This window comes from Lapillicoccus jejuensis (genome assembly GCF_006715055.1).
GTDB lineage: Bacteria > Actinomycetota > Actinomycetes > Actinomycetales > Dermatophilaceae > Lapillicoccus > Lapillicoccus jejuensis.
In genome coordinates this window covers 3,558,595-3,577,031 of the sequence record NZ_VFMN01000001.1, presented here as the reverse complement: position 1 = coordinate 3,577,031, position 18,437 = coordinate 3,558,595, and the positions used below count along the sequence as shown (strand labels likewise).

The window sequence follows — 18,437 nt, the reverse complement described above, 5'->3', positions numbered from 1 at the left end:
CGCATGGCCACGAGCCTCTACGTCGCCTCCGCCGAGGGACGGTCGGGCAAGTCCGCCGTCGCCCTCGGGCTGCTCGACCGGCTGAGCCGGCGCGTCGGGCGCGTGGGGGTGTTCCGCCCCATCGTCCGCGACGTCGACCCGGCCGCCGACCACGTCCTCGACCTGCTGCTGTCGCGGCTGCCCGAGGGCACCCTCGCGCCGCTGGACGCCGCCGGCGTCGGCTACGACGACGTGCACCGCGACCCGGAGGCCGCGATGGCCACCGTCGTCGAGCGCTACCACGCCGTCGCCGACCGGTGCGACGCCGTCCTCGTCGTCGGCTCGGACTACACCGACATCGCGTCGCCGACCGAGTTCGCCTGGAACGCCACGCTGGCCGCCAACCTCGGCACCCCGATGGTCCTCGTCGTGGCGGGGTCCGGGCGCACCCCGGAGCAGGTCGCGACGGCGGCCGCCGTCACCCTCGACGAGGCCCGCGCGCACCACGCCCGCGTCCTCGCCGTCGTCGCCAACCGCGTCGACCCGGCGTCGGCCGCGGCGGTCGGCGAGCGGCTCGCCCGGGGTGGCGACGCGCCGGCGTACGTCGTCCCGTCCGACGTCGTCCTCGACTCGCCCACCGTCCGCGAGCTGTCCGCGGCGGTCGGCGGCCAGCTGGTCGTCGGCGACGACGGCCTGCTCGACCGCGAGGCCACCGGCCTCGTCGTCGCGGCGATGACGATGCCGAACGTGCTCGAGCGACTGGTCGAGGGCTGCCTCGTCGTCGCCCCGGGCGACCGCGCCGACGTCCTGCTCGGGCTGCTCCTGGCGCACCGGTCGGCCACCTTCCCCACGCCGTCGGGGATCGTCCTCAACGGCGGCCTCGACCTGCCCCCGACGGTGGGCCGGCTCGTCGAGGGCCTCGAGGTCCACGTCCCGGTGGTGCGCTGCGCGACGGGGACGATGGAGACGGCGGCGGCGCTGTCGGCGGTGACGCCGCGCCTGACCCGCACCTCGACCCGCAAGGTCGCGACCGCGCTCGCCCTCGTCGAGCACCACGTCGACACCGAGGCCCTGCTCGACGCCGCCGACGTGTCGGCCGGCGACGTCGTCACCCCGCTGATGTTCGAGCACCGGCTCCTCGACCGGGCCCGCGCCGCCGACCGGCACATCGTCCTGCCCGAGGGCGAGGAGCCGCGCATCCTCGCCGCCGCCGACGAGCTGCTGCGGCGCCGCGTCGTGCGGCTCACCCTGCTCGGTGACCCCGCGGTCGTCCGGGCGCGGGCGGCGCAGCTGGGACTCGACGTGTCCGGCGCGACCGTCCTCGACCCGCACGACGCCGACGAGGCGTCGGTCGCCCACGGGCTGCGGCGGCGCTTCGCCCGCGAGTACGCCGAGCTGCGCGCGCACCGGGGGGTGACCGCCGAGCAGGCCTGGGACACCGTCGTCGACGTCTCCTACTTCGGCACGATGATGGTCCTCGACGGCCTCGCCGACGGGATGGTGTCGGGCTCGGTGCACACGACGGCGCACACGATCCGCCCCGCCCTCGAGGTCGTGCGCACCGTGCCGGGGACGAGCGTCGTGTCGTCGGTGATGTTCATGTGCCTGGCCGACCGGGTCCTGGTCTACGGCGACTGCGCCGTCAACCCGGACCCGACCGCCGAGCAGCTGGCCGACATCGCGATCTCCTCGGCGCGGACGGCGGCCCAGTTCGGCGTCGAGCCGCGGGTGGCGATGCTCTCCTACTCGACCGGCGGGTCGGGCAGCGGCGCCGACGTCGACAAGGTCCGCGCCGCGACGGCGCTGGTCCGCGACCGCGCCCCGGGGCTGTCCGTCGAGGGGCCGATCCAGTACGACGCCGCGGTCGACCAGGCCGTCGCCGCCACCAAGCTCAAGGACTCGCTCGTCGCCGGGCGCGCGACGGTCCTCGTGTTCCCGGACCTCAACACGGGCAACAACACCTACAAGGCGGTCCAGCGCAGCGCCGGCGCGGTCGCCGTCGGCCCCGTGCTGCAGGGCCTGCGCCGTCCGGTCAACGACCTCAGCCGCGGCGCCCTGGTCCGCGACATCGTCAACACGGTGGCCATCACCGCGATCCAGGCCGCCGAGGAACACCAGGAGAACCCGTGAGCACCCTCGTCCTCGTCGTCAACGCCGGGTCGTCGTCGCTCAAGTACCAGCTGCTCGACGCCGACGCGCCCGACGGGTCGGCGCCGCTGGCCTCGGGGCTGGTCGAGCGGATCGGCGAGGACGGCGGTGATGACGAGAACGTCCACCACACCGTCGGCGACGACGAGCACCCGCGCTCGCAGCGCTGCGCCGACGCCGGCGAGGCCTTCGCCGCCCTGCTGGACTCCTTCGCGCAGTACGGCCCCGACCTCGACGACCTCGAGCTGACCGCCGTCGGCCACCGGGTCGTCCACGGCGGTGAGCGCTTCGCCGACCCGGTCCTCGTCGACGACGACGTCCTCGCCGCGGTCGAGGAGCTCGTGCCGCTCGCGCCCCTGCACAACCCGGCCAACCTCGAGGGGATCCGCCTGGCCCGCGAGCACTTCGCCGGCGTGCCGCAGGTCGCCGTCTTCGACACGGCCTTCCACCACGACCTGCCCGCCCGGGCCCACACGTACGCCGTCCCGCGGGCCTGGCGCGAGGAGCACGGCGTGCGGCGCTACGGCTTCCACGGGACGTCGTACGCCTTCGTCTCGCGCCGGGCGGCGCAGCTGCTCGGCCGCCCGCTCGAGCAGACCGCGATGGTCGTGCTGCACCTGGGCAACGGGGCCAGCGCCGCCGCGATCCTCGGCGGGCGCAGCATCGACACCTCGATGGGGCTCGGTCCGGTCGAGGGACTCGTCATGGGCACCCGCTCCGGTGACCTCGACCCGGCGGTGCCGGGGCACCTGGCCCGGTCCGGGATCGGCGCCGAGGAGTTCGACCGGGACGTCTCCACCCGCTCCGGGCTGCTGGCGCTGGCCGGACGCAGCGACGTCCGCGAGGTCGTCGCGGCGGCGCGCGGCGGGGACGCCGACGCCGAGCTCGCCCTCGGCGTCATGACCTACCGGCTGCGCAAGTACGTCGGCGCGTACGCCGCCGCGCTGGGCCGGCTCGACGCCGTCGTCCTCACCGGGGGCGTCGGCGAGCACGCTCCCGTGGTGCGCTCGCGTGCCCTCTCGGGAATGGAGATCCTGGGAATCCACCTCGACCAGGACGCGAACGACCGGGCCACCGGGGGCGAGCACGTCGTCTCCACCCCCGGCAGCCCGGTCACCGTCCTCGTCGTCCCGACCGACGAGGAGCGGGAGATCGCGCGGCAGGCCGCCGCGGTCGTGCGGTCGTCGGACGCCGGTCAGTCGCCGGCGACCTCGTAGACCGGCACGATCCGGCCGCGGCCGATCGTGTGCGAGAACAGGTTGAAGCCGAGGATGGTCGGCGTCGCGTCGTCGGGCACGTCGAGGTGCTCGACGTCGACGGCGTGGACGACGACGAAGTAGCGGTGGTGGCCGTGCCCGGGCGGCGGCGCGGCGCCGAGGTACTGGCGCACCCCGCCGTCGACCGTCAGCTGCTTGGCCCCGTCGGGCAGACCGGAGCCCTGCGCGTCGCCCGCGCCGGTGGGGAGCTCGGTGACCGAGGCCGGGATGTCGAACACGGCCCAGTGCCAGAAACCGGCCGCGGTCGGGGCGTCCGGGTCGTAGACCGTGACGGCGAAGCTCTTGGTCCCCTCCGGGAAGCCGGACCAGCTCAGCTGCGGGGAGACGTCCTCGCCGCCGGCGCCGAAGATGCCGCTCACCTGCGGGCTCTTCAGCGTCTCGCCGTCGGCGACGTCGGTGGAGGTGACCTCGAACGACGGCACCTGCGGCAGGGCGGCGTACGGGTCGTGGCTGTAGTCGGGCACGGACTCTCCTTCGGTCTCGGGAGCGGGACGGCCGGCGGACCGGCCGGTACGACGCTACCCGCGCACCCGGAACCCGACACGGCAGCGGCGTCGCCGCTCTAGGCTCCTCGTACGTGACCTTCCTGCGCCAGCTCGCCGCGGTGCTCCGGCTGCCGGGTTTCCGCCGGCTCTTCGCGGTGCGGCTCGTCTCGCAGACGGCCGACGGCGTGTTCCAGGCCGCGCTCGCCTCGAGCATCCTCTTCTCCCCCGAGCGGGCGCCCGACGCGCCATCGATCGCCGTCGCGTTCGCGCTGGTGCTGCTGCCGTTCACCGCCCTCGGCCCCTTCGTCGGGGTCGTCCTCGACCGGTGGCCGAGGCGGCGCACGATCGTGCTCTCCAACGCGGTGCGGGTGGCGCTGCTCGGGCTCGTCGCGGCCGACGTCGCCCGCGGTGACGCCGGACCGCTGTTCTACGTCCTCGTGCTGGTCGCCTTCTCGGTCAACCGCTTCCTGCTCGCCGGTCTGTCGGCGGGGCTGCCGCTCGTCACGCCCCCGGCGCTGCTCGTCGTCGCCAACTCCGTGGGACCGACCTGCGGCAGCCTCACCTACCTCATCGGGCTGGGGCTCGGCGGGTCGGTCCGCGCCGTCGGCGGGAGCGACGCGGCGATCCTGCTCGCGGGCGCGGCGTCGTACGGGCTGGCGGCGCTGCTCGCGCTGCGGCTGCCCTTCCTCGGCCCGGCCCTCGGCGAGGCCGGGGACGAGGTCCGCGAGGCCGTGCGGCACGTCGTGGCCGGGCTGGTCGACGCCGTCCGCAACCTGCCGGCGCTGGCCCGGCTCGGTCTCGGGGTGGCGTGGGCGGTCCGGGTGCCCTACGCGGTGATGATCGTCGCGACGGTGCTGCTCTACCGGCGGCATTTCCCCGGCGGCGGCACCGGGTTCGAGGGGGTCGGGATCGCGGTCGGCGCGGCCGGGCTCGGCTTCGGGCTGGCCGCCGTACTCACCCCCGTGCTCGAGCCGCGGCTGGGGTCGCGGCGGTACGTCGCCGCCGCCTCCCTCGTCGGCGCGGTCGCGCTGCTGCTGCCCGCCGCCGTGCTCAGCCCGTGGTCGGTGACCGTCACCTCGTTCGCCACCGGCGTCGCCACCCAGGCGGTGAAGATCACCATCGACACGACGGTGCAGCGCGTGGTCCCCGACGTCTACCGCGGGCGCCTGTTCACCCTGTACGACGTCCTGTTCAACGTGGCGCTCATCCTTGGCGTCGTCGTCGCGGCGCTCGTCCTGCCGGCCGACGGGGCGTCCGTGCCGGTGCTGCTGGGCGCCGCCGCCTGGTACGCCGTCCTCGCCGTCGTCGTGCTGCGGCGCTGGCGGTCCCGCGACGAGGTCGTGGCGGCGCTCCCCTAGGCTGCACGCGTGCTGGAGCGGACCACGGTGACGCGCTACGTCACGCCGCTGCGCGAGGGCGGCTCGCTGCCCGGGGTCGTCGAGGCGGCCGACCTCGGGACCTACGTCGCGAAGTTCCGCGGGGCCGGCCAGGGGGTCAAGGTCCTCGTCGCCGAGATCGTCGTCGCCGGGCTCGCCGCACTCGTCGACGTGCCCGTACCCCGCCTCGTCCTGCTCGACCTCGACGCCCCGATCGCGCGCTACGAGGCCGACGAGGAGGTCCAGGACCTGCTCACCGCGAGCCTCGGGCTCAACCTCGGGGTCGACCTGCTGCCCGGCGCCTTCGGCTACGACGGCAGCGCTCCCCCGCCGCCCGACCTCGCCGCCCGGATCGTCTGGCTCGACGCGCTCACCGCCAACGTCGACCGCACCTGGGCCAACCCCAACCTGCTCGTGTGGAACGGCGCCACCTGGGCCATCGACCACGGCGCGGCGCTCTACGTGCACCACTCGTGGCCGTCGAAGGCGCCCGACCCGGCCCGCTTCGCCGGGCTCCCGTACGACGTCTCGCGCCACGTCCTGCGCGACGTCGCCGCCCCCGTCGCGCCCCGGCACGACGAGCTCGCCGCGCGGCTCACGCCCGACGCGGTCGCCGCCGTCGTCGCCGACGTGCCCGACGAGTGGCTCGAGACGACGCCGTACCTGCCCGACGTCGCGGCCGTCCGCGCCGCGTACGGCGACCTGCTGGCCGCACGCCTGGCGTCCACCGCCTGGGTGCCGGGAGCCTGACGTGCCCTCGGTGACCGGCTCGACCAACATCCGCACCAGCGGCTCGACCGCCGATAAGGGTGACCTCGTGCCCTACCAGTACGTCGTCCTGCGCTGCGTCCCCCGCGTCGAGCGCGAGGAGTTCGTCAACGTCGGCGTCGTCCTCTTCGCGCAGAGCGCCGACTTCCTCGGCGCCGGCTTCGCCCTCGACGAGCAGCGGCTGACCGCCTTCGCCCCCGGGCTGTCGCTCGACGGGGTCCGGCGCGCGCTGGACGCCGTCCGGGCGGTGTGCCGGGGCGAGACCGGTCGCGGCCTGCCGACGCTCGAGACACCGGGTCAGCGGTTCGGGTGGCTGACCGCCTCCCGGTCGACCGTCGTCCAGCCCGGCCCGCGGCACGGCGGCGTCTGCGCGGACCCGGCCGCCGAGCTCGACCGGCTCGTCGGCCGGCTCGTCGCCCCGACGCAGGAATAACTGCCGGCCCGTGGGCTAGGGTCGCCAACCGTGACCGCGACGACGCCCACCGCGCCCGCCCCCGCGCGCACCACCGAGGAGGCCCGAGGCCGACCCCGGGGCCCGGGACGGCGCGGCGGGGGGTGGCTGGGCCTGGCCTACCTGGCCCCGGCGCTCCTCGTCTTCGCGCTCTTCGTGTTCTACCCGCTGGTCCGCTCGATCGTCCTGTCGTTCCAGGGCACCGACATCATCGGCCGCCCGGCCGGCTTCGTCGGCACCGACAACTACGCGCAGATGTTCTCCGACCCGGACTTCGGGCAGACCATCCTCGTGACCATCGCCTTCGTCGTGGCCACCGTCGTCCCCAGCATCGCCATCGCCCTGGCCATCGCGCTGGCGCTCCAGGGGCGCATCCGCGGGATCCGCTTCTTCCGCACCGCCTTCGCGCTGCCCTTCGCCTTCTCGGTGGCGACCGCCTCGGTCGTCTTCCAGGTGCTCTACAACCCGGCGTCCGGCGTGCTCAACGGCCTGCTGTCGTACGTCGGCGCCGGTCCCGTCCAGTGGCTGACCAACCCCGACCTCGCCCTGTGGTCGGTGTGCGCGACGTCGGTGTGGATGCAGCTGGGCTACAACCTGCTCATCCTCAGCGCGGGTCTCGGCGCCGTCGACGAGGAGGTGGTCGAGGCGGCCCGCCTCGACGGCGCGGCCGGCTGGCGGCTCAACCGCTCGATCATCCTGCCGCTCGTCACCCCGCAGCTGTTCTTCCTCGTCGTCACCGGGACGGTGCAGGCGCTGCAGAGCTTCGGGCAGATCAAGATCCTCACCGTCGGCGGCCCAGAGCGGCGCACGACGACCCTCGTCTACTCGATCTACGACCAGGCGTTCAACAACAACAACAGCAACTTCGGCTACGCCTCGGCGCAGGCGGTCGTCCTCCTCCTCGTCGTGCTCGCCGTCACCGCGGTGCAGTTCGGCATCCTCGAGCGGAAGGTGTTCTACCGATGAGGACCTCCGGCGCGGGCTCGCGCGTCTTCACGTACCTCTTCCTCGGCGTCCTCTTCCTGCTCGTCGTCTTCCCCGTCTACTACGGGGTCGTCGGCAGCTTCATGGGCACCAAGGACAGCAACTCGTTCCCCCCGGCGCTCTTCCCCGTCAGCGGTCTGCACCCGGAGAACTTCGGCAACGTCCTGTCGGTCATCCCGCTCGGGCGTCAGTACGCCAACTCGGTCCTGCAGACCGCGGCCATCACCGTCGGGCAGGTCGTCACGAGCGCCCTCGCGGCGTACGCGTTCGTCTTCCTGCCGCTGCGCAAGCGGGGCCTGTGGTTCGGGCTGTTCCTGTCGACCATGATGATCCCGTTCGAGGCGATCATCATCCCCAACTACCTCACCGTCTCGACGTGGGGGCTGAAGAACACCATCGCCGGGCTGGCCCTGCCGTTCCTCGCGTCCGGCTTCGGGACCTTCCTGCTGCGCCAGTCCTTCCTCGGCTTCCCCACCGAGCTGCGCGACGCGGCGCGGGTCGACGGGGCCGGGCACCTGCGCTTCCTCTGGTCGATCCTCCTGCCGCTGTCGCGCCCCACCCTCGCGGCCCTCGGCATCTACTCCGCTCTGTCCGCCTGGAACATGTACTTCTGGCCGCTGCTCGTCACCGAGGCCCCCTCGGACCAGACCATCCAGATCGGGATCGGGCAGCTGCAGACGTCCGACGGCCAGGACCCGGGGCTCGTCCTCGCCGGCGTCGTCCTCGCCCTCGTCCCGACCCTGCTGCTCGTGATCTTCGGCCAGCGCTTCATCGTCCGCGGCCTCACGGCCGGAGCGGTCAAGTGAGCCGTCGGCGCGGCGCCGCGCTCGCCGTCGCGCTGGTCCTCACCACCGGCCTCGCCGCATGCAGCCCGGGCGACGGTGGCAGTACGGCCGTCCCGCCGGCGGACGCCCTCGGCAAGGCCGGGGGGCTGACGAGGATCTCCTTCTGGCACGAGATGAACGGCACCAACGCCAAGGTCCTCACCCAGCTGGTCAACCAGTTCAACGCCGAGCACCGGGGGTCGATCGAGGTCGACCCGACGTACATCGGCACCTACGACGACGCGATCACGAAGTACAAGGCGTCGGTGATGAGCAACAGCACGCCGAACGTCGTGCAGATCTACGACATCGGCACCCGCTTCATGGTCGACGCCGGGCAGACGGTCCCCGTCCAGGGCTTCGTCGACCGCGACCGGTACGACGTGTCCGACCTGCAGCCGAACATCACCGGCTACTACACCGTCGGCGGCAAGCTCGCCTCGATGCCGTTCAACACCTCGATGCCGGTCCTCTACTACAACAAGACGATGTTCGAGAAGGCCGGGCTCGACCCGAACCGCCCGCCCACGACGCTCGAGGAGATGACCGCCGCGGCGCAGAAGCTGTCGGCGCGGAACGGGGGGCCCGCGAAGTACGGCTTCGGGGCGGCCATCTACGGCTGGTTCCTCGAGCAGCTGCTCGCCACCGCTGGCGACACCTACTGCGACCAGGGCAACGGGCGCGACGGTCTCGCCTCGAAGGCCGAGTTCGACCAGCCGGACGCGGTGACCGTCATGACGTGGTGGCAGGAGCTGGTCCAGCAGGGTCTGGCCGCCAACACCGGCCGCGACACCAAGGCCGCGCAGAACGCCTTCACGTCGCAGCAGGTCGCGATGAACCTCGAGTCGACGGGCACGCTCAGCGCCTACAGCAAGGCGGCGAAGAGCGGCGGGTTCGACCTCGGCGTGGCGTTCTACCCCAAGATCCGCGCCGGGCAGGGCGGCCCGGCCATCGGCGGCGCCTCGCTGTGGGTCGACGGTCCCGGGCACGACGACGCCGAGAAGGAGGCCTCCTGGCAGTTCGTCAAGTACCTCGCCTCGAGCACGATCCAGGCGCAGTGGCACACCGGGACCGGCTACTTCCCGATCAGCAAGGGCGCGCTCCAGGAGCCCGTCGACGTCGCCTACCGCCAGAAGAACCCGCTCTTCGACGTCGCCGTGAAGCAGCTCGAGCAGACCCCGCTCAGCGTGGCGAGCCGCGGCTGCGCCCTCGGCGTCATGCCGCAGTCGCGCAAGGCCTCCGAGGACGCGATCGAGGAGGTCCTCAACGGGTCCGACCCGAAGACCGCGCTCAGCGGCTCCGTCGGCGTGATCCAGAAGGCCATCGACCGGTACAACAGGTCCGCCCGGCTGTGACAGGGTCCGACGCATGACCGGGGACCGCGCGTGATCGAGCACCGCCTCGACCACCCGGAGGGGGTGCTGCTGCGGCCCGACGAGCCGTGCGGCACGGGCGTGCTCGTCCTCGCCGGGTCGAGCGGGCGCGTCGACGACGAGCGCGCCCGGCTGCTCGCGGAGCACGGGGCGCTGGCCATGTCGATCCGGTGGTTCGGCGGCCAGGGGCAGCAGCCGGCGCCGTACGAGGTCCCCCTGGAGACCCTCACCGAGTGCCTCGACGCGCTCGCCGGGGAGAGCGACCGGCTGGCCGTCGTCGGGACGTCGTTCGGGGCCGAGGCCGCGCTGCTGCTCGCGGCCCAGGACCCTCGGGTCGAGGCGGTCGTCGCCTTCGCCCCCTCGTCCGTGGTGTGGGCGGGCGTCGCCGTCGACGGTCCCGGCGGGGAGCCGCGCCAGACGTCGCACTGGACCCGGGGCGGAGTCCCGCTGCCCTTCGTCCCGCTCGACGAGACGTGGGCGCCGGACAGCGAGCCCCCCGCCTTCCGGGGCCTGTACGTCGCCTCGCTCACCGCCCGTCCCGACCTCGTCGCGGCCGCCGCCATCCCGGTCGGCGACATCGCCGGCGACGTCGTCCTCGTCGCCGGCGGCGACGACCGCGTCTGGCCGTCGGTCGCCTTCGCCGACGACGTCGCCGCCCGACGCCGTACGGCGGGCCGGGGGACGACCGTCGTCACCCTCCCCGCCGCCGGGCACCGCACCGTGCTGCCCGGCGAGAGCCCCGTGACCGCGGGAGCGGTCATGCGGCGGGGTGGGTCGCCCGAGGCCGACGCCGAGCTCGGGCGGCTGGCGTGGCCGCACGTGGTGGCCGCCCTGCGGCTGCACGGCTGACGGTCCCCAGACGGCTGCGGGAGGGCTGTCGGACCCTCATGCTGGGATGAGGTCCGTCCCACCCGCCGTCCCCCGAGGTGTCCCACCCATGTCCGCTCCGTCCGTGCCCGCGCGCGCCGACGCCCCCACGACCAACCCCTGGCCCGCGCTGTGGGCCCTGGTCATCGGGTTCTTCATGATCCTCGTCGACTCGACGATCGTCTCCGTCGCGACGCCCGCGATCATGCGGGCGCTCGACACCGACGTCGACACCGTCCTGTGGGTGACCAGCGCCTACCTGCTCGCGTACGCCGTCCCGCTGCTCATCACCGGACGGCTCGGCGACCGGGTCGGGCCGAAGAAGCTGTACCTCGTGGGGCTCGCCGTCTTCACGGCGGCGTCCCTGTGGTGCGGGCTGACGGGCACCATCACCCTGCTCGTCGTCGCGCGCGTCGTCCAGGGCCTGGGCGCGTCGCTCATGACCCCGCAGACGATGTCGGTCATCACCCGAACCTTCCCGGCGGAGTCGCGCGGGCAGGCGACGGCGCTGTGGGGCGCCACCGCGGGGGTCGCGACCCTCGTCGGGCCGATCCTCGGCGGCGTCCTCACCGACGGCCCCGGCTGGGAGTGGATCTTCTACGTCAACGTCCCGGTCGGCATCGTCGCCTTCGTGCTGGCCGCCCGGCTCGTCCCGGACCTCGAGACCCGCAGCCACAGCTTCGACTGGGTGGGCGTCGTCCTGTCCGCCGTGGCGATGTTCCTCATCGTCTTCGGGCTCCAGGAGGGCGAGAAGTACGACTGGGGCACCATCACCGGGATCTTGTCGGTGCCGCTGCTCATCGCCGTCGGCGTCGTCGTCCTCGCGGTCTTCGTCTGGTGGCAGAGCAAGGTCCGCACCGAGCCGCTCGTCCCGCTCGGCCTCTTCCGCGACCGCAACTTCTCGGTGTCGAACCTCGCCATCACCGCCGTCGGCTTCTCGGTGACGGCGTTCGCCTTCCCGTTCATCCTCTACGCGCAGGCGGTGCGCGGGCTCAGCCCGACCGGGTCCGCGCTGCTGCTCGTGCCGATGGCGCTGCTGTCGGGAGGGCTGGCCCCCGTCGTGGGCCGGCTGACCGACAAGGCGCACCCGCGCACCCTCGTGACCGTCGGCATGGTGCTGTGCGCGGCCTCGCTCGTGTGGCTCAGCCGGGAGATGACGCCGACCAGCGCCACCTGGCAGCTGCTGCTGCCGATGGCGTTCTTCGGGGCGTCGAACGCGTTCCTCTGGGCGCCGCTCGCGGCGACGGCCACCCGCAACCTGCCGATGTCGGCTGCCGGAGCGGGGTCGGGGATCTACAACACGACCCGCCAGGTGGGCGCCGTCCTGGGCAGCGCCGCGATCGCCGCCGTCATCTCGGCGCGCCTGGCCGCCAACCTGCCTGGCGCCGGGGCGGACGCGGGGCAGATGCAGACGACCGGCGGCACCTCGCTGCCCGCCGCCGTCGCCGGCCCGTTCGCCACGTCGATGGCGCAGGCCATCCTGCTGCCCGCAGCGGTCATCGTCCTCGGCCTCGTCGCCGCGCTCTTCCTCACCCGCCCCGGCTTCCAGCGCTCGGGCCTGCCGGCCGGACGCCACCGGGTCGGCGCCCCCCAGCGTGAGGTCGCCGAGGTCACCGGCTGACGCCGCCCCACCGGACACAGGGAACCCCACGTCCTGGCCCGCCTCCGGCGGTCAGGACGTGGGGTTCCCTGTGTCCGGTCGTCAGGTGAGGCGGGGGCGCAGCGCCCAGAACGCCACCGCACCCGCGGCGGCGACGTTGAGCGAGTCGACGCCACCCGCCATGGGGATGCGGACGGTGACGTCGGCCGCCTCGACGGTGCGCCGCGCCAGCCCGTCCCCCTCGGTGCCGAGGACGAGGGCGAGGCGCTCGGGCGGGTCGGCCGACAGGTCGTCGAGCGACACCGACGAGTCGGTCAGGGCCAGGGCGGCGACGGTGAAGCCCGCCTCGCGCAGCACCTCGACCCCACCCGGCCACGGGTCGATCCGCGTCCACGGCACCTGGAAGACGGTGCCCATCGAGACGCGTACGGCCCGCCGGTAGAGCGGGTCGGCGCACCGCGGCGTGACGAGCACGGCGTCGACGCCGAGGGCGGCGGCGGAGCGGAACACGGCGCCGACGTTGGTGTGGTCGACGACGTCCTCGAGGACGGCCACCCGGCGCGCGTCGGCGACGAGGTCGGCGACCGACGGCAGCTCGGGCCGCTGCATCGACGCCAGTGCCCCCCGGTGCAGGTGGAAGCCGGTCAGCGCCTCCAGCACCTCGTGGTCGGCGACGAGGACCGGCACCCCGGAGGCCTCCGCGTCGGCGACGACGTCGGCGAGGTCGTCCAGCCACCGCCGTGCCATGAGCAACGACCGCGGCCGGTGCCCCGCGGCCAGGGCCCGGCGGATCACCTTCTCGGACTCGGCCACGTAGAGCCCGCGCTCGGGCTCGGTGCGCCGGCGCAGCACGACGTCGGTGAGCCCGACGTAGTCCGCCAGCAGCCCCTCGCGGTCCTCGCCCGCCCGGGCGACGTCCTGCGCGGTGACCTCGGTGACCATCAGTGCTGCCCGACCATCAGCGGCCCGTCACGGGAAGAAGACGAGCTTGACGATGGCGACGATGCCGATGAGCAGGATCAGTCCGCGCAGGGCCAGCGGCGGGATCCGGCGACCGACGCTGGCCCCGACGAAACCGCCGACGAAAGACCCGATCCCGATGAGCAGGGCGACGAGCCAGTCGATCCGGTCGAACGCCACGATGACGAAGACGAGCGCGGCGACGAGGTTGACGACGAGGCTGAGGACGTTCTTCCAGCCGTTGAGCCGTTGCAGCGGCTCCGCGCTCAGAGCCGACAGCAGGCCCATGAGGATGACCCCCTGGGCGGCGCCGAAGTACCCGCCGTAGACCCCGGCCACGAACACGCCGACGAGCATCGCCCACCGCGTCCACGACGGCTCCGGGCCGTCCTCCTCGTCGTGGCGGAACCGTCGCTGCAGCGCCGGGCCGAAGACCACGAGCAGCAGGCCGATCGCGATGAGGACCGGCACGATCGCCGAGAAGGCGCTGGCCGGCAGGGTGAGCAGCAGCAGCGCCCCGACGACCGAGCCGAGGAACGACATCGGCGCCAACCGGGCGAGGTAGGCGCGGCTGCCCTTGATCTCGGAGCGGTAGCCCCACGCCCCGGTCGCGCCGCCGGCGACGAGACCGATGTTGTTGCTGACGTTGGCCGTCACCGGCGGGATGCCGAGCAGCAGCAACGTCGGGAACGTCACCAGCGTGCCGGACCCGACGATCGTGTTGATGGTCCCCGCGAAGACGCCGGCGAGGACGACGACGACGGCGTGGGTGAGCGACACCCGGTCACCCTAGGTGAGGGTGACCGGGTGCCGCCCGCCGGGTGCGTCAGCGCGGCGGCGGCTGCTGCCAGGGCTGGCCGGGGGCCGGCTGGCCGTACGTCGGCCCCGACGGCTGACCCGGCATGGCCTCGGTCTCGTAGGCCGGCGCCTGCCCCGGAGCCGGCGCAGCCGACTGCGGCTTCGCCTGCGGCGTCGACTCCGCGGGGGCACCCGCTTCGGGCGCCGACGGCGGCGTCATCCCGGCCGTGGGGTCCGCGGTCGCGAGCGGACGGCGGTGCCCGACCGGCGAGGCGTGCTCGGTGGCCTCGGCGCTGGCCTGGCCGGCCTGGCCGCGGGCCTCGGCCAGGGCCTTGGCCGGGTCTTCGAGGGCGGTGTCGCCGAACGCGTCCTCCTCGAGCCCGAGCGCGGAGAGGTCGACCTCCTCGTCGTCACCCATGAGCGGCTTGTCCCCGCCGAGGGCGCCGCTGATGCCGCGCAGGGCGTCGGTGACCTCCGAGGGGATGATCCACATCTTGTTCGAGTCGCCGCGGGCGAGCTGGGGCAGCACCTGGAGGTACTGGTAGGCCAGGAGTCGCTGAGTGGGCTTGCCGCGGTGGATGGCCGCGAACACCTGCTGGATCGCCCGGGCCTGGCCCTGCGCCTCGAGGATGCGGGCCTGCGCCGAGCCCTCGGCGCGCAGGATCTGGCTCTGCTTCTCGCCCTCGGCGGTGAGGATCTGGCTCTGCTTGACGCCCTCGGCGTTGAGGATGGCGGCGCGGCGGTCGCGCTCGGCGCGCATCTGCTTCTCCATCGAGTCCTGCACCGAGTGCGGCGGGTCGATGGCCTTGAGCTCGACGCGGTTGACGCGGATGCCCCAGCGCCCGGTCTCGCCGTCGAGCACGCCGCGCAGCTGGCCGTTGATCTGGTCGCGCGAGGTCAGCGTCTGCTCGAGGTCGAGCGAGCCGATGACGTTGCGCAGCGTCGTCACCGTCAGCTGCTCGATGCCCTGGATGAAGTTGGCGATCTCGTAGACCGCGGACTTCGCGTCGGTCACCGTGTAGTAGATGACGGTGTCGATGCTCACGACGAGGTTGTCGGAGGTGATGACCGGCTGCGGCGGGAAGGTCACGACCTGCTCGCGCAGGTCGATGTTGGCCCGCACCTTGTCGATGAAGGGGACGAGGATGTGGAACCCGTCGTCCAGCGTGCGGTTGTAGCTGCCGAGCCGCTCGACGATCTGCGCCGTCTGCTGCGGCACGATCCGCACCGTGCGGAACAGCGTCACCAGCGCGAAGACCACGAGGACCAGCACGACGACGAGCGTCACGGTCGCTCCCACGGCTTACCTACCTTCTGCCCGCCCCCCGGGGCCGGCCATGTCCAGCCCGTGCGCGGTGCACGGGACGGTCGAACAGTCACGAGACGGTCATGTCCCCGGTGGGGGCAGGACCTCGTCCTGGGGCGAGGCGGGGGCGGTCTCGACGACCGCCGTCGCCCCCTCGATGCGCAGGACGGTCACCTGGTCGCCGGGTCGGGCGACCTGGTGGTCGAGCACCCGGGCCGTCCACGTCTCGCCGCCGATGCTCACGCGACCGGAGTGGTCGGTGACCTCCTCGATGACGGTGGCCGGGCGGCCGGCGTACCCCTTGACGCCCATGGGCGCGTGCGGGGCGGTGGTCAGGCGCTTCTTGGCCAGCGGGCGCACGACCCCGAGCAGCATCCCGGAGACGACGACCGCGACGACGACCTGGATCGCGAAGCCCGCCCCGAAGGCGGAGGCCACGGCGCCGCCCAGCGCGCCGCCGGCCAGCATGATGAAGACGAGGTCGACGGTCGCCGCCTCGACGGCCCCGAGGGCCAGTGCCACGCCGACCCAGACCAGCCAGCCGTTCCCGTCGCCCACCGGTCCACCTCCTCGTCGGTCCGCGCCCCCTGCGCCCACCGTCCTGCCAGTATGACGCGCCGTACCGACCGGGGGTTCCCCGGCGCGCATGACGCTCGCGTGACGCCGGGCGGGCGCCTCAGCCCGCGGCGCGCGCCGCCCAGCGGCGACCGTGCCGCTCGAGCAGGAGCGGCAGCCCGAAGGTCTCCGAGAGGTTCTCGGCGGTCAGCGTCGTCTCGATCGGACCGGCCGCGACCACCCTGCCCTCGCGCAGCAGCAGGACGTCGGTGAAGTACGGCGGGATCTCCTCGACGTGGTGGGTGACGAGGACGAGCGCCGGCGCGTCGGTGTCCTCGGCGAGCGCGCCGAGGCGGGCGACGAGGTCCTCGCGGCCGCCGAGGTCGAGCCCGGCGGCGGGCTCGTCGAGGAGCATCACCTCGGGGTCGCTCATGAGCGAGCGGGCGATCTGCACCCGCTTGCGCTCCCCCTCGCTGAGGGTGCCGTAGCGCCGGTCGGCGAGGTGGCCGACGCCGAGCTCCTCGAGCAGCTCAATCGCGCGCTGGTAGTCGACGGTGTCGTACTGCTCGCGCCAGCGCCCCACGACGGCGTACGACGCCGTGACGACGACGTTGCCGACGAGCTCGTCACCGGGGATGCGCTCGGCGATCGCCGCGCTGGCCAGGCCGATCCGCGGGCGCAGCTCGAAGACGTCGACGGCGCCGAGGACCTCCCCGAGCACCCCGGCGACGCCCCTCGTGGGGTGGATCCGCGCGGACGCGAGCTGCAGCAGCGTCGTCTTGCCGGCCCCGTTGGGACCGAGCACGACCCAGCGCTCCCCCTCCTCCACCTCCCACGACACCTCGTCGAGCAGGAGGTTGCCGCCCCGTTCCACGCAGACCCCCGCGAAGGCCAGCACGTCCGTCATGCCACCACCATGGCGCCACCCTACGGGAGGCGTGGCGGACGGTCCGGGAGCCCGCTCCTAGACTCCTGCGGGTGTCCTCGCTCCCCCTGTCCGTGCGCGCCGCGCTGTGGGTGACTGCCGCCTGGCACCGCCACGGGGTCGACGACGTCGAGGAGGCGCTGGCCCGCGCGCACCCCGACCTGGACCACGTCGAGGGCGACCTCGCGCGGATCGCGCTGTGGCGCGACTTCGGGGAGAGCGCCCTGCTCGTCGCGCTCCCCCGCCCCGGTGACGTCTCGGGGCTGCCGCGGTGCTCGCCCGAGGTCGCGGGCGCCGCTGCGGCGGCCGGCGAGTGCGTCTTCGTCGCCGGGATGGGCGGGCTGCTCGTGCCCGAGCTCGAGGCCTACGGCCCGGCGGGCGACGAGGGCGTGCTGGCCCGGTGGACGGCGCACGACGCCCAGCCCGTCGCCCGGCACACCCTGGAGATGATCGACCTCGGCGACGTCGAGCGGCAGCTCTCGCTGGCGGTCGCCGAGGGCGCCGAGGCGCTCGAGCGGGTCGAGGGCCGGCCGTGGTCGGCCGCCCCGCGCGAGTCGGCCGAGCGGTCGCTCGCCGCGAGCGGGTGGGGCCTGCCGCCGGACCTCCCGCCCCGGGCCGTCCGGGTCATGACCACGGCCGCGCGGGTCGCGCTCATCGCCGACGAGGGCCTCGCGCTGGCCGCCGCGGGCCCGACCCTCGACGTGCACTCCTCCGGCCACCGCGAGACGGGCCTGCGGCGCCTCGCCGGCGCCGCCGACCACGCGCTCGCCGCCGCGGCGAACGTCGCGGTGATGGCCGTCGCCGGCTGGCGGCCGGCCTGAGCGGGGAGCCGGTGGACGCGGGTCGCCGGACTCACTACGGCACCTTCTACGACGCGACGTACGGGGACCTGGGCCGGCGGCCGCTGCTCGCGGTCCTCGGCAACTGCCAGGCCGAGTCGTGGCGCCTCGTCCTGGAGGACGACGACGTCGCCACGGTGCGGGTGCCGCCCGTCCACGAGTGGACGGTCGACGACCTCGGGCCGCTGCGCGCGCTGCTGGCGCGGGTCGACCTGCTGCTCACCCAGCCGGTGCGGGCGGGCTACCGCGGGCTACCCGTCGGCACCGACGAGCTCGCCCCGCTGCTGCGGCCGGACGCGCGGCTCGCGCTCGTCGCGCCGGTCCGGTACGCCGCCCGCTCCCCCCACCACGTGCTAGTCCACCCGCCCGGCCTGGCGGATCCCGACCCACCCGTCGTCGCCTACCACGACGTGCGCACCGCGACCCGGGCCGCCTGGGCGGCCACGGGGCGCGCCGCACCCGATGCTCCCCCGCTGACGCGGGACCTGGTGCTGGCCGCCGTCCACGGCTCGGTGGCGGCCGTGCGCGAGCGCGAGGAGCGGTACGGCGCCGTGCCCCTTGCCGACCTGCTCGAGCCGCCGGCCCGCCCGCAGATGCGGACGGTCAACCATCCCGGCACATCCTTCTTCGCCGCCGGGGCGCTGCGGCTGCGGGAGGCGCTCGGGCTGGAGGCCCGCCCGACGCGGGTGACGCGGCCGCTGCTCGACGCGGTGCACGCGCCCGTCGAGCCGGCGACGTCGGGCGTCAGCGTCGACGAGCCCGCGCGTGCGACCTGGAGGGTGGGCGGGCAGGACGTCGACCCCGACGAGGTCGAGCGCGCCCACCTGGCGTTCTACCGGCAGCGGCCTGACGTGCTCGCGGCCGTGCTGCACAGGTCGGCCGGTCTGGCCGAGCAGCTCGGTCTGCCGCGACCGGCCTGAGG

General features: G+C 74.1%; 18 protein-coding genes. 12 read left to right on the top strand and 6 right to left on the bottom strand.

Features of this window, described 5'->3' with window-relative positions:
- Positions 1–3: 3 nt before the first annotated feature.
- Positions 4–2,109 (top strand): phosphate acetyltransferase, encoded by a 2,106-nt coding sequence (gene pta, locus FB458_RS16615; RefSeq protein WP_141849486.1) that lies wholly within the window; start codon positions 4–6, stop codon positions 2,107–2,109.
- Entirely contained in the window at positions 2,106–3,344 is a 1,239-nt protein-coding gene (locus tag FB458_RS16610; RefSeq protein WP_141849485.1) for an acetate/propionate family kinase, read from the top strand. Before pta ends, FB458_RS16610 begins: the two co-directional genes overlap by 4 nt.
- On the opposite strand, the gene FB458_RS16605 is transcribed toward FB458_RS16610, so the two are convergent.
- Positions 3,323–3,868 carry a YbhB/YbcL family Raf kinase inhibitor-like protein gene (locus tag FB458_RS16605; RefSeq protein WP_141849484.1) on the bottom strand — a complete coding sequence of 182 codons (546 nt, stop codon included), beginning with the start codon at positions 3,866–3,868 and terminating at the stop codon, positions 3,323–3,325. The genes FB458_RS16610 and FB458_RS16605 overlap by 22 nt on opposite strands.
- Positions 3,869–3,981: 113 nt before the next feature.
- On the opposite strand from FB458_RS16605, the gene FB458_RS16600 reads away from it, so the two are divergent.
- From FB458_RS16600 to FB458_RS16565, 8 genes are all read left to right on the top strand, one after another.
- Complete coding sequence (locus FB458_RS16600; protein WP_141849483.1) at positions 3,982–5,247, top strand: MFS transporter; 1,266 nt, start codon at positions 3,982–3,984, stop codon at positions 5,245–5,247.
- Between the two features lie 9 nt (positions 5,248–5,256).
- The gene (locus tag FB458_RS16595; RefSeq protein ID WP_141849482.1) at positions 5,257–6,015 is read left to right on the top strand and encodes a HipA family kinase; all 759 of its coding nucleotides are present in this window, start codon (positions 5,257–5,259) and stop codon (positions 6,013–6,015) included.
- 1 nt (position 6,016) lies between these two features.
- Complete coding sequence (locus tag FB458_RS16590) at positions 6,017–6,466, top strand: DUF3037 domain-containing protein (protein ID WP_342778068.1); 450 nt, start codon at positions 6,017–6,019, stop codon at positions 6,464–6,466.
- Positions 6,467–6,496: 30 nt separating this feature from the next.
- Positions 6,497–7,450 carry a carbohydrate ABC transporter permease gene (locus tag FB458_RS16585; RefSeq protein ID WP_141849481.1) on the top strand — a complete coding sequence of 318 codons (954 nt, stop codon included), beginning with the start codon at positions 6,497–6,499 and terminating at the stop codon, positions 7,448–7,450.
- A complete protein-coding gene (locus tag FB458_RS16580) occupies positions 7,447–8,274 on the top strand; it encodes a carbohydrate ABC transporter permease (protein WP_141849480.1) in 828 nt (275 codons plus the stop codon). Before FB458_RS16585 ends, FB458_RS16580 begins: the two co-directional genes overlap by 4 nt.
- Complete coding sequence (locus FB458_RS16575; protein ID WP_246061293.1) at positions 8,271–9,647, top strand: ABC transporter substrate-binding protein; 1,377 nt, start codon at positions 8,271–8,273, stop codon at positions 9,645–9,647. Before FB458_RS16580 ends, FB458_RS16575 begins: the two co-directional genes overlap by 4 nt.
- Before the next feature lie 30 nt (positions 9,648–9,677).
- Positions 9,678–10,514: an acyl-CoA thioester hydrolase/BAAT C-terminal domain-containing protein gene (locus FB458_RS16570; RefSeq protein ID WP_211356073.1), complete on the top strand. Its 837-nt coding sequence runs from the start codon at positions 9,678–9,680 to the stop codon at positions 10,512–10,514.
- 88 nt (positions 10,515–10,602) lie between these two features.
- Positions 10,603–12,153 carry a DHA2 family efflux MFS transporter permease subunit gene (locus tag FB458_RS16565; protein ID WP_141849479.1) on the top strand — a complete coding sequence of 517 codons (1,551 nt, stop codon included), beginning with the start codon at positions 10,603–10,605 and terminating at the stop codon, positions 12,151–12,153.
- 81 nt (positions 12,154–12,234) lie between these two features.
- Here the strand turns inward: FB458_RS16565 and FB458_RS16560 are convergent, their stop codons facing one another.
- The 5 genes from FB458_RS16560 to FB458_RS16540 form a co-directional block, all read right to left on the bottom strand.
- Positions 12,235–13,074: a TrmH family RNA methyltransferase gene (locus tag FB458_RS16560; protein WP_141849478.1), complete on the bottom strand. Its 840-nt coding sequence runs from the start codon at positions 13,072–13,074 to the stop codon at positions 12,235–12,237.
- A gap of 27 nt (positions 13,075–13,101) precedes the next feature.
- Entirely contained in the window at positions 13,102–13,872 is a 771-nt protein-coding gene (locus tag FB458_RS16555) for a sulfite exporter TauE/SafE family protein (RefSeq protein WP_141849477.1), read from the bottom strand.
- Positions 13,873–13,918: 46 nt separating this feature from the next.
- Entirely contained in the window at positions 13,919–15,190 is a 1,272-nt protein-coding gene (locus tag FB458_RS16550; protein ID WP_141849476.1) for an SPFH domain-containing protein, read from the bottom strand.
- An 87-nt stretch (positions 15,191–15,277) separates the two neighbouring features.
- A complete protein-coding gene (locus tag FB458_RS16545) occupies positions 15,278–15,754 on the bottom strand; it encodes an NfeD family protein (RefSeq protein WP_246061291.1) in 477 nt (158 codons plus the stop codon).
- A 118-nt stretch (positions 15,755–15,872) separates the two neighbouring features.
- Positions 15,873–16,658 carry an ABC transporter ATP-binding protein gene (locus tag FB458_RS16540; protein WP_141849474.1) on the bottom strand — a complete coding sequence of 262 codons (786 nt, stop codon included), beginning with the start codon at positions 16,656–16,658 and terminating at the stop codon, positions 15,873–15,875.
- Between the two features lie 71 nt (positions 16,659–16,729).
- Here FB458_RS16540 and FB458_RS16535 point away from each other — a divergent pair, with 71 nt between their 5' ends.
- A complete protein-coding gene (locus FB458_RS16535; RefSeq protein ID WP_141849473.1) occupies positions 16,730–17,497 on the top strand; it encodes a hypothetical protein in 768 nt (255 codons plus the stop codon).
- An 11-nt stretch (positions 17,498–17,508) separates the two neighbouring features.
- Positions 17,509–18,435, top strand: a complete 927-nt coding sequence (locus tag FB458_RS16530) for a WcbI family polysaccharide biosynthesis putative acetyltransferase (protein ID WP_141849472.1) — start codon at positions 17,509–17,511, stop codon at positions 18,433–18,435.
- Positions 18,436–18,437: the final 2 nt, after the last annotated feature.

Bases quoted from the DNA above. Each gene is read 5' to 3' on its own strand.
- pta (WP_141849486.1), top strand. From the start codon at position 4: ATGGCCACGAGCCTCTACGTCGCCTCCGCCGAGGGACGGTCGGGCAAG.
- FB458_RS16565 (WP_141849479.1), top strand. From the start codon at position 10,603: ATGTCCGCTCCGTCCGTGCCCGCGCGCGCCGACGCCCCCACGACCAAC.
- FB458_RS16580 (WP_141849480.1), top strand. From the start codon at position 7,447: ATGAGGACCTCCGGCGCGGGCTCGCGCGTCTTCACGTACCTCTTCCTC.
- FB458_RS16540 (WP_141849474.1), bottom strand. From the start codon at position 16,658: ATGACGGACGTGCTGGCCTTCGCGGGGGTCTGCGTGGAACGGGGCGGC.
- FB458_RS16560 (WP_141849478.1), bottom strand. From the start codon at position 13,074: ATGGTCACCGAGGTCACCGCGCAGGACGTCGCCCGGGCGGGCGAGGAC.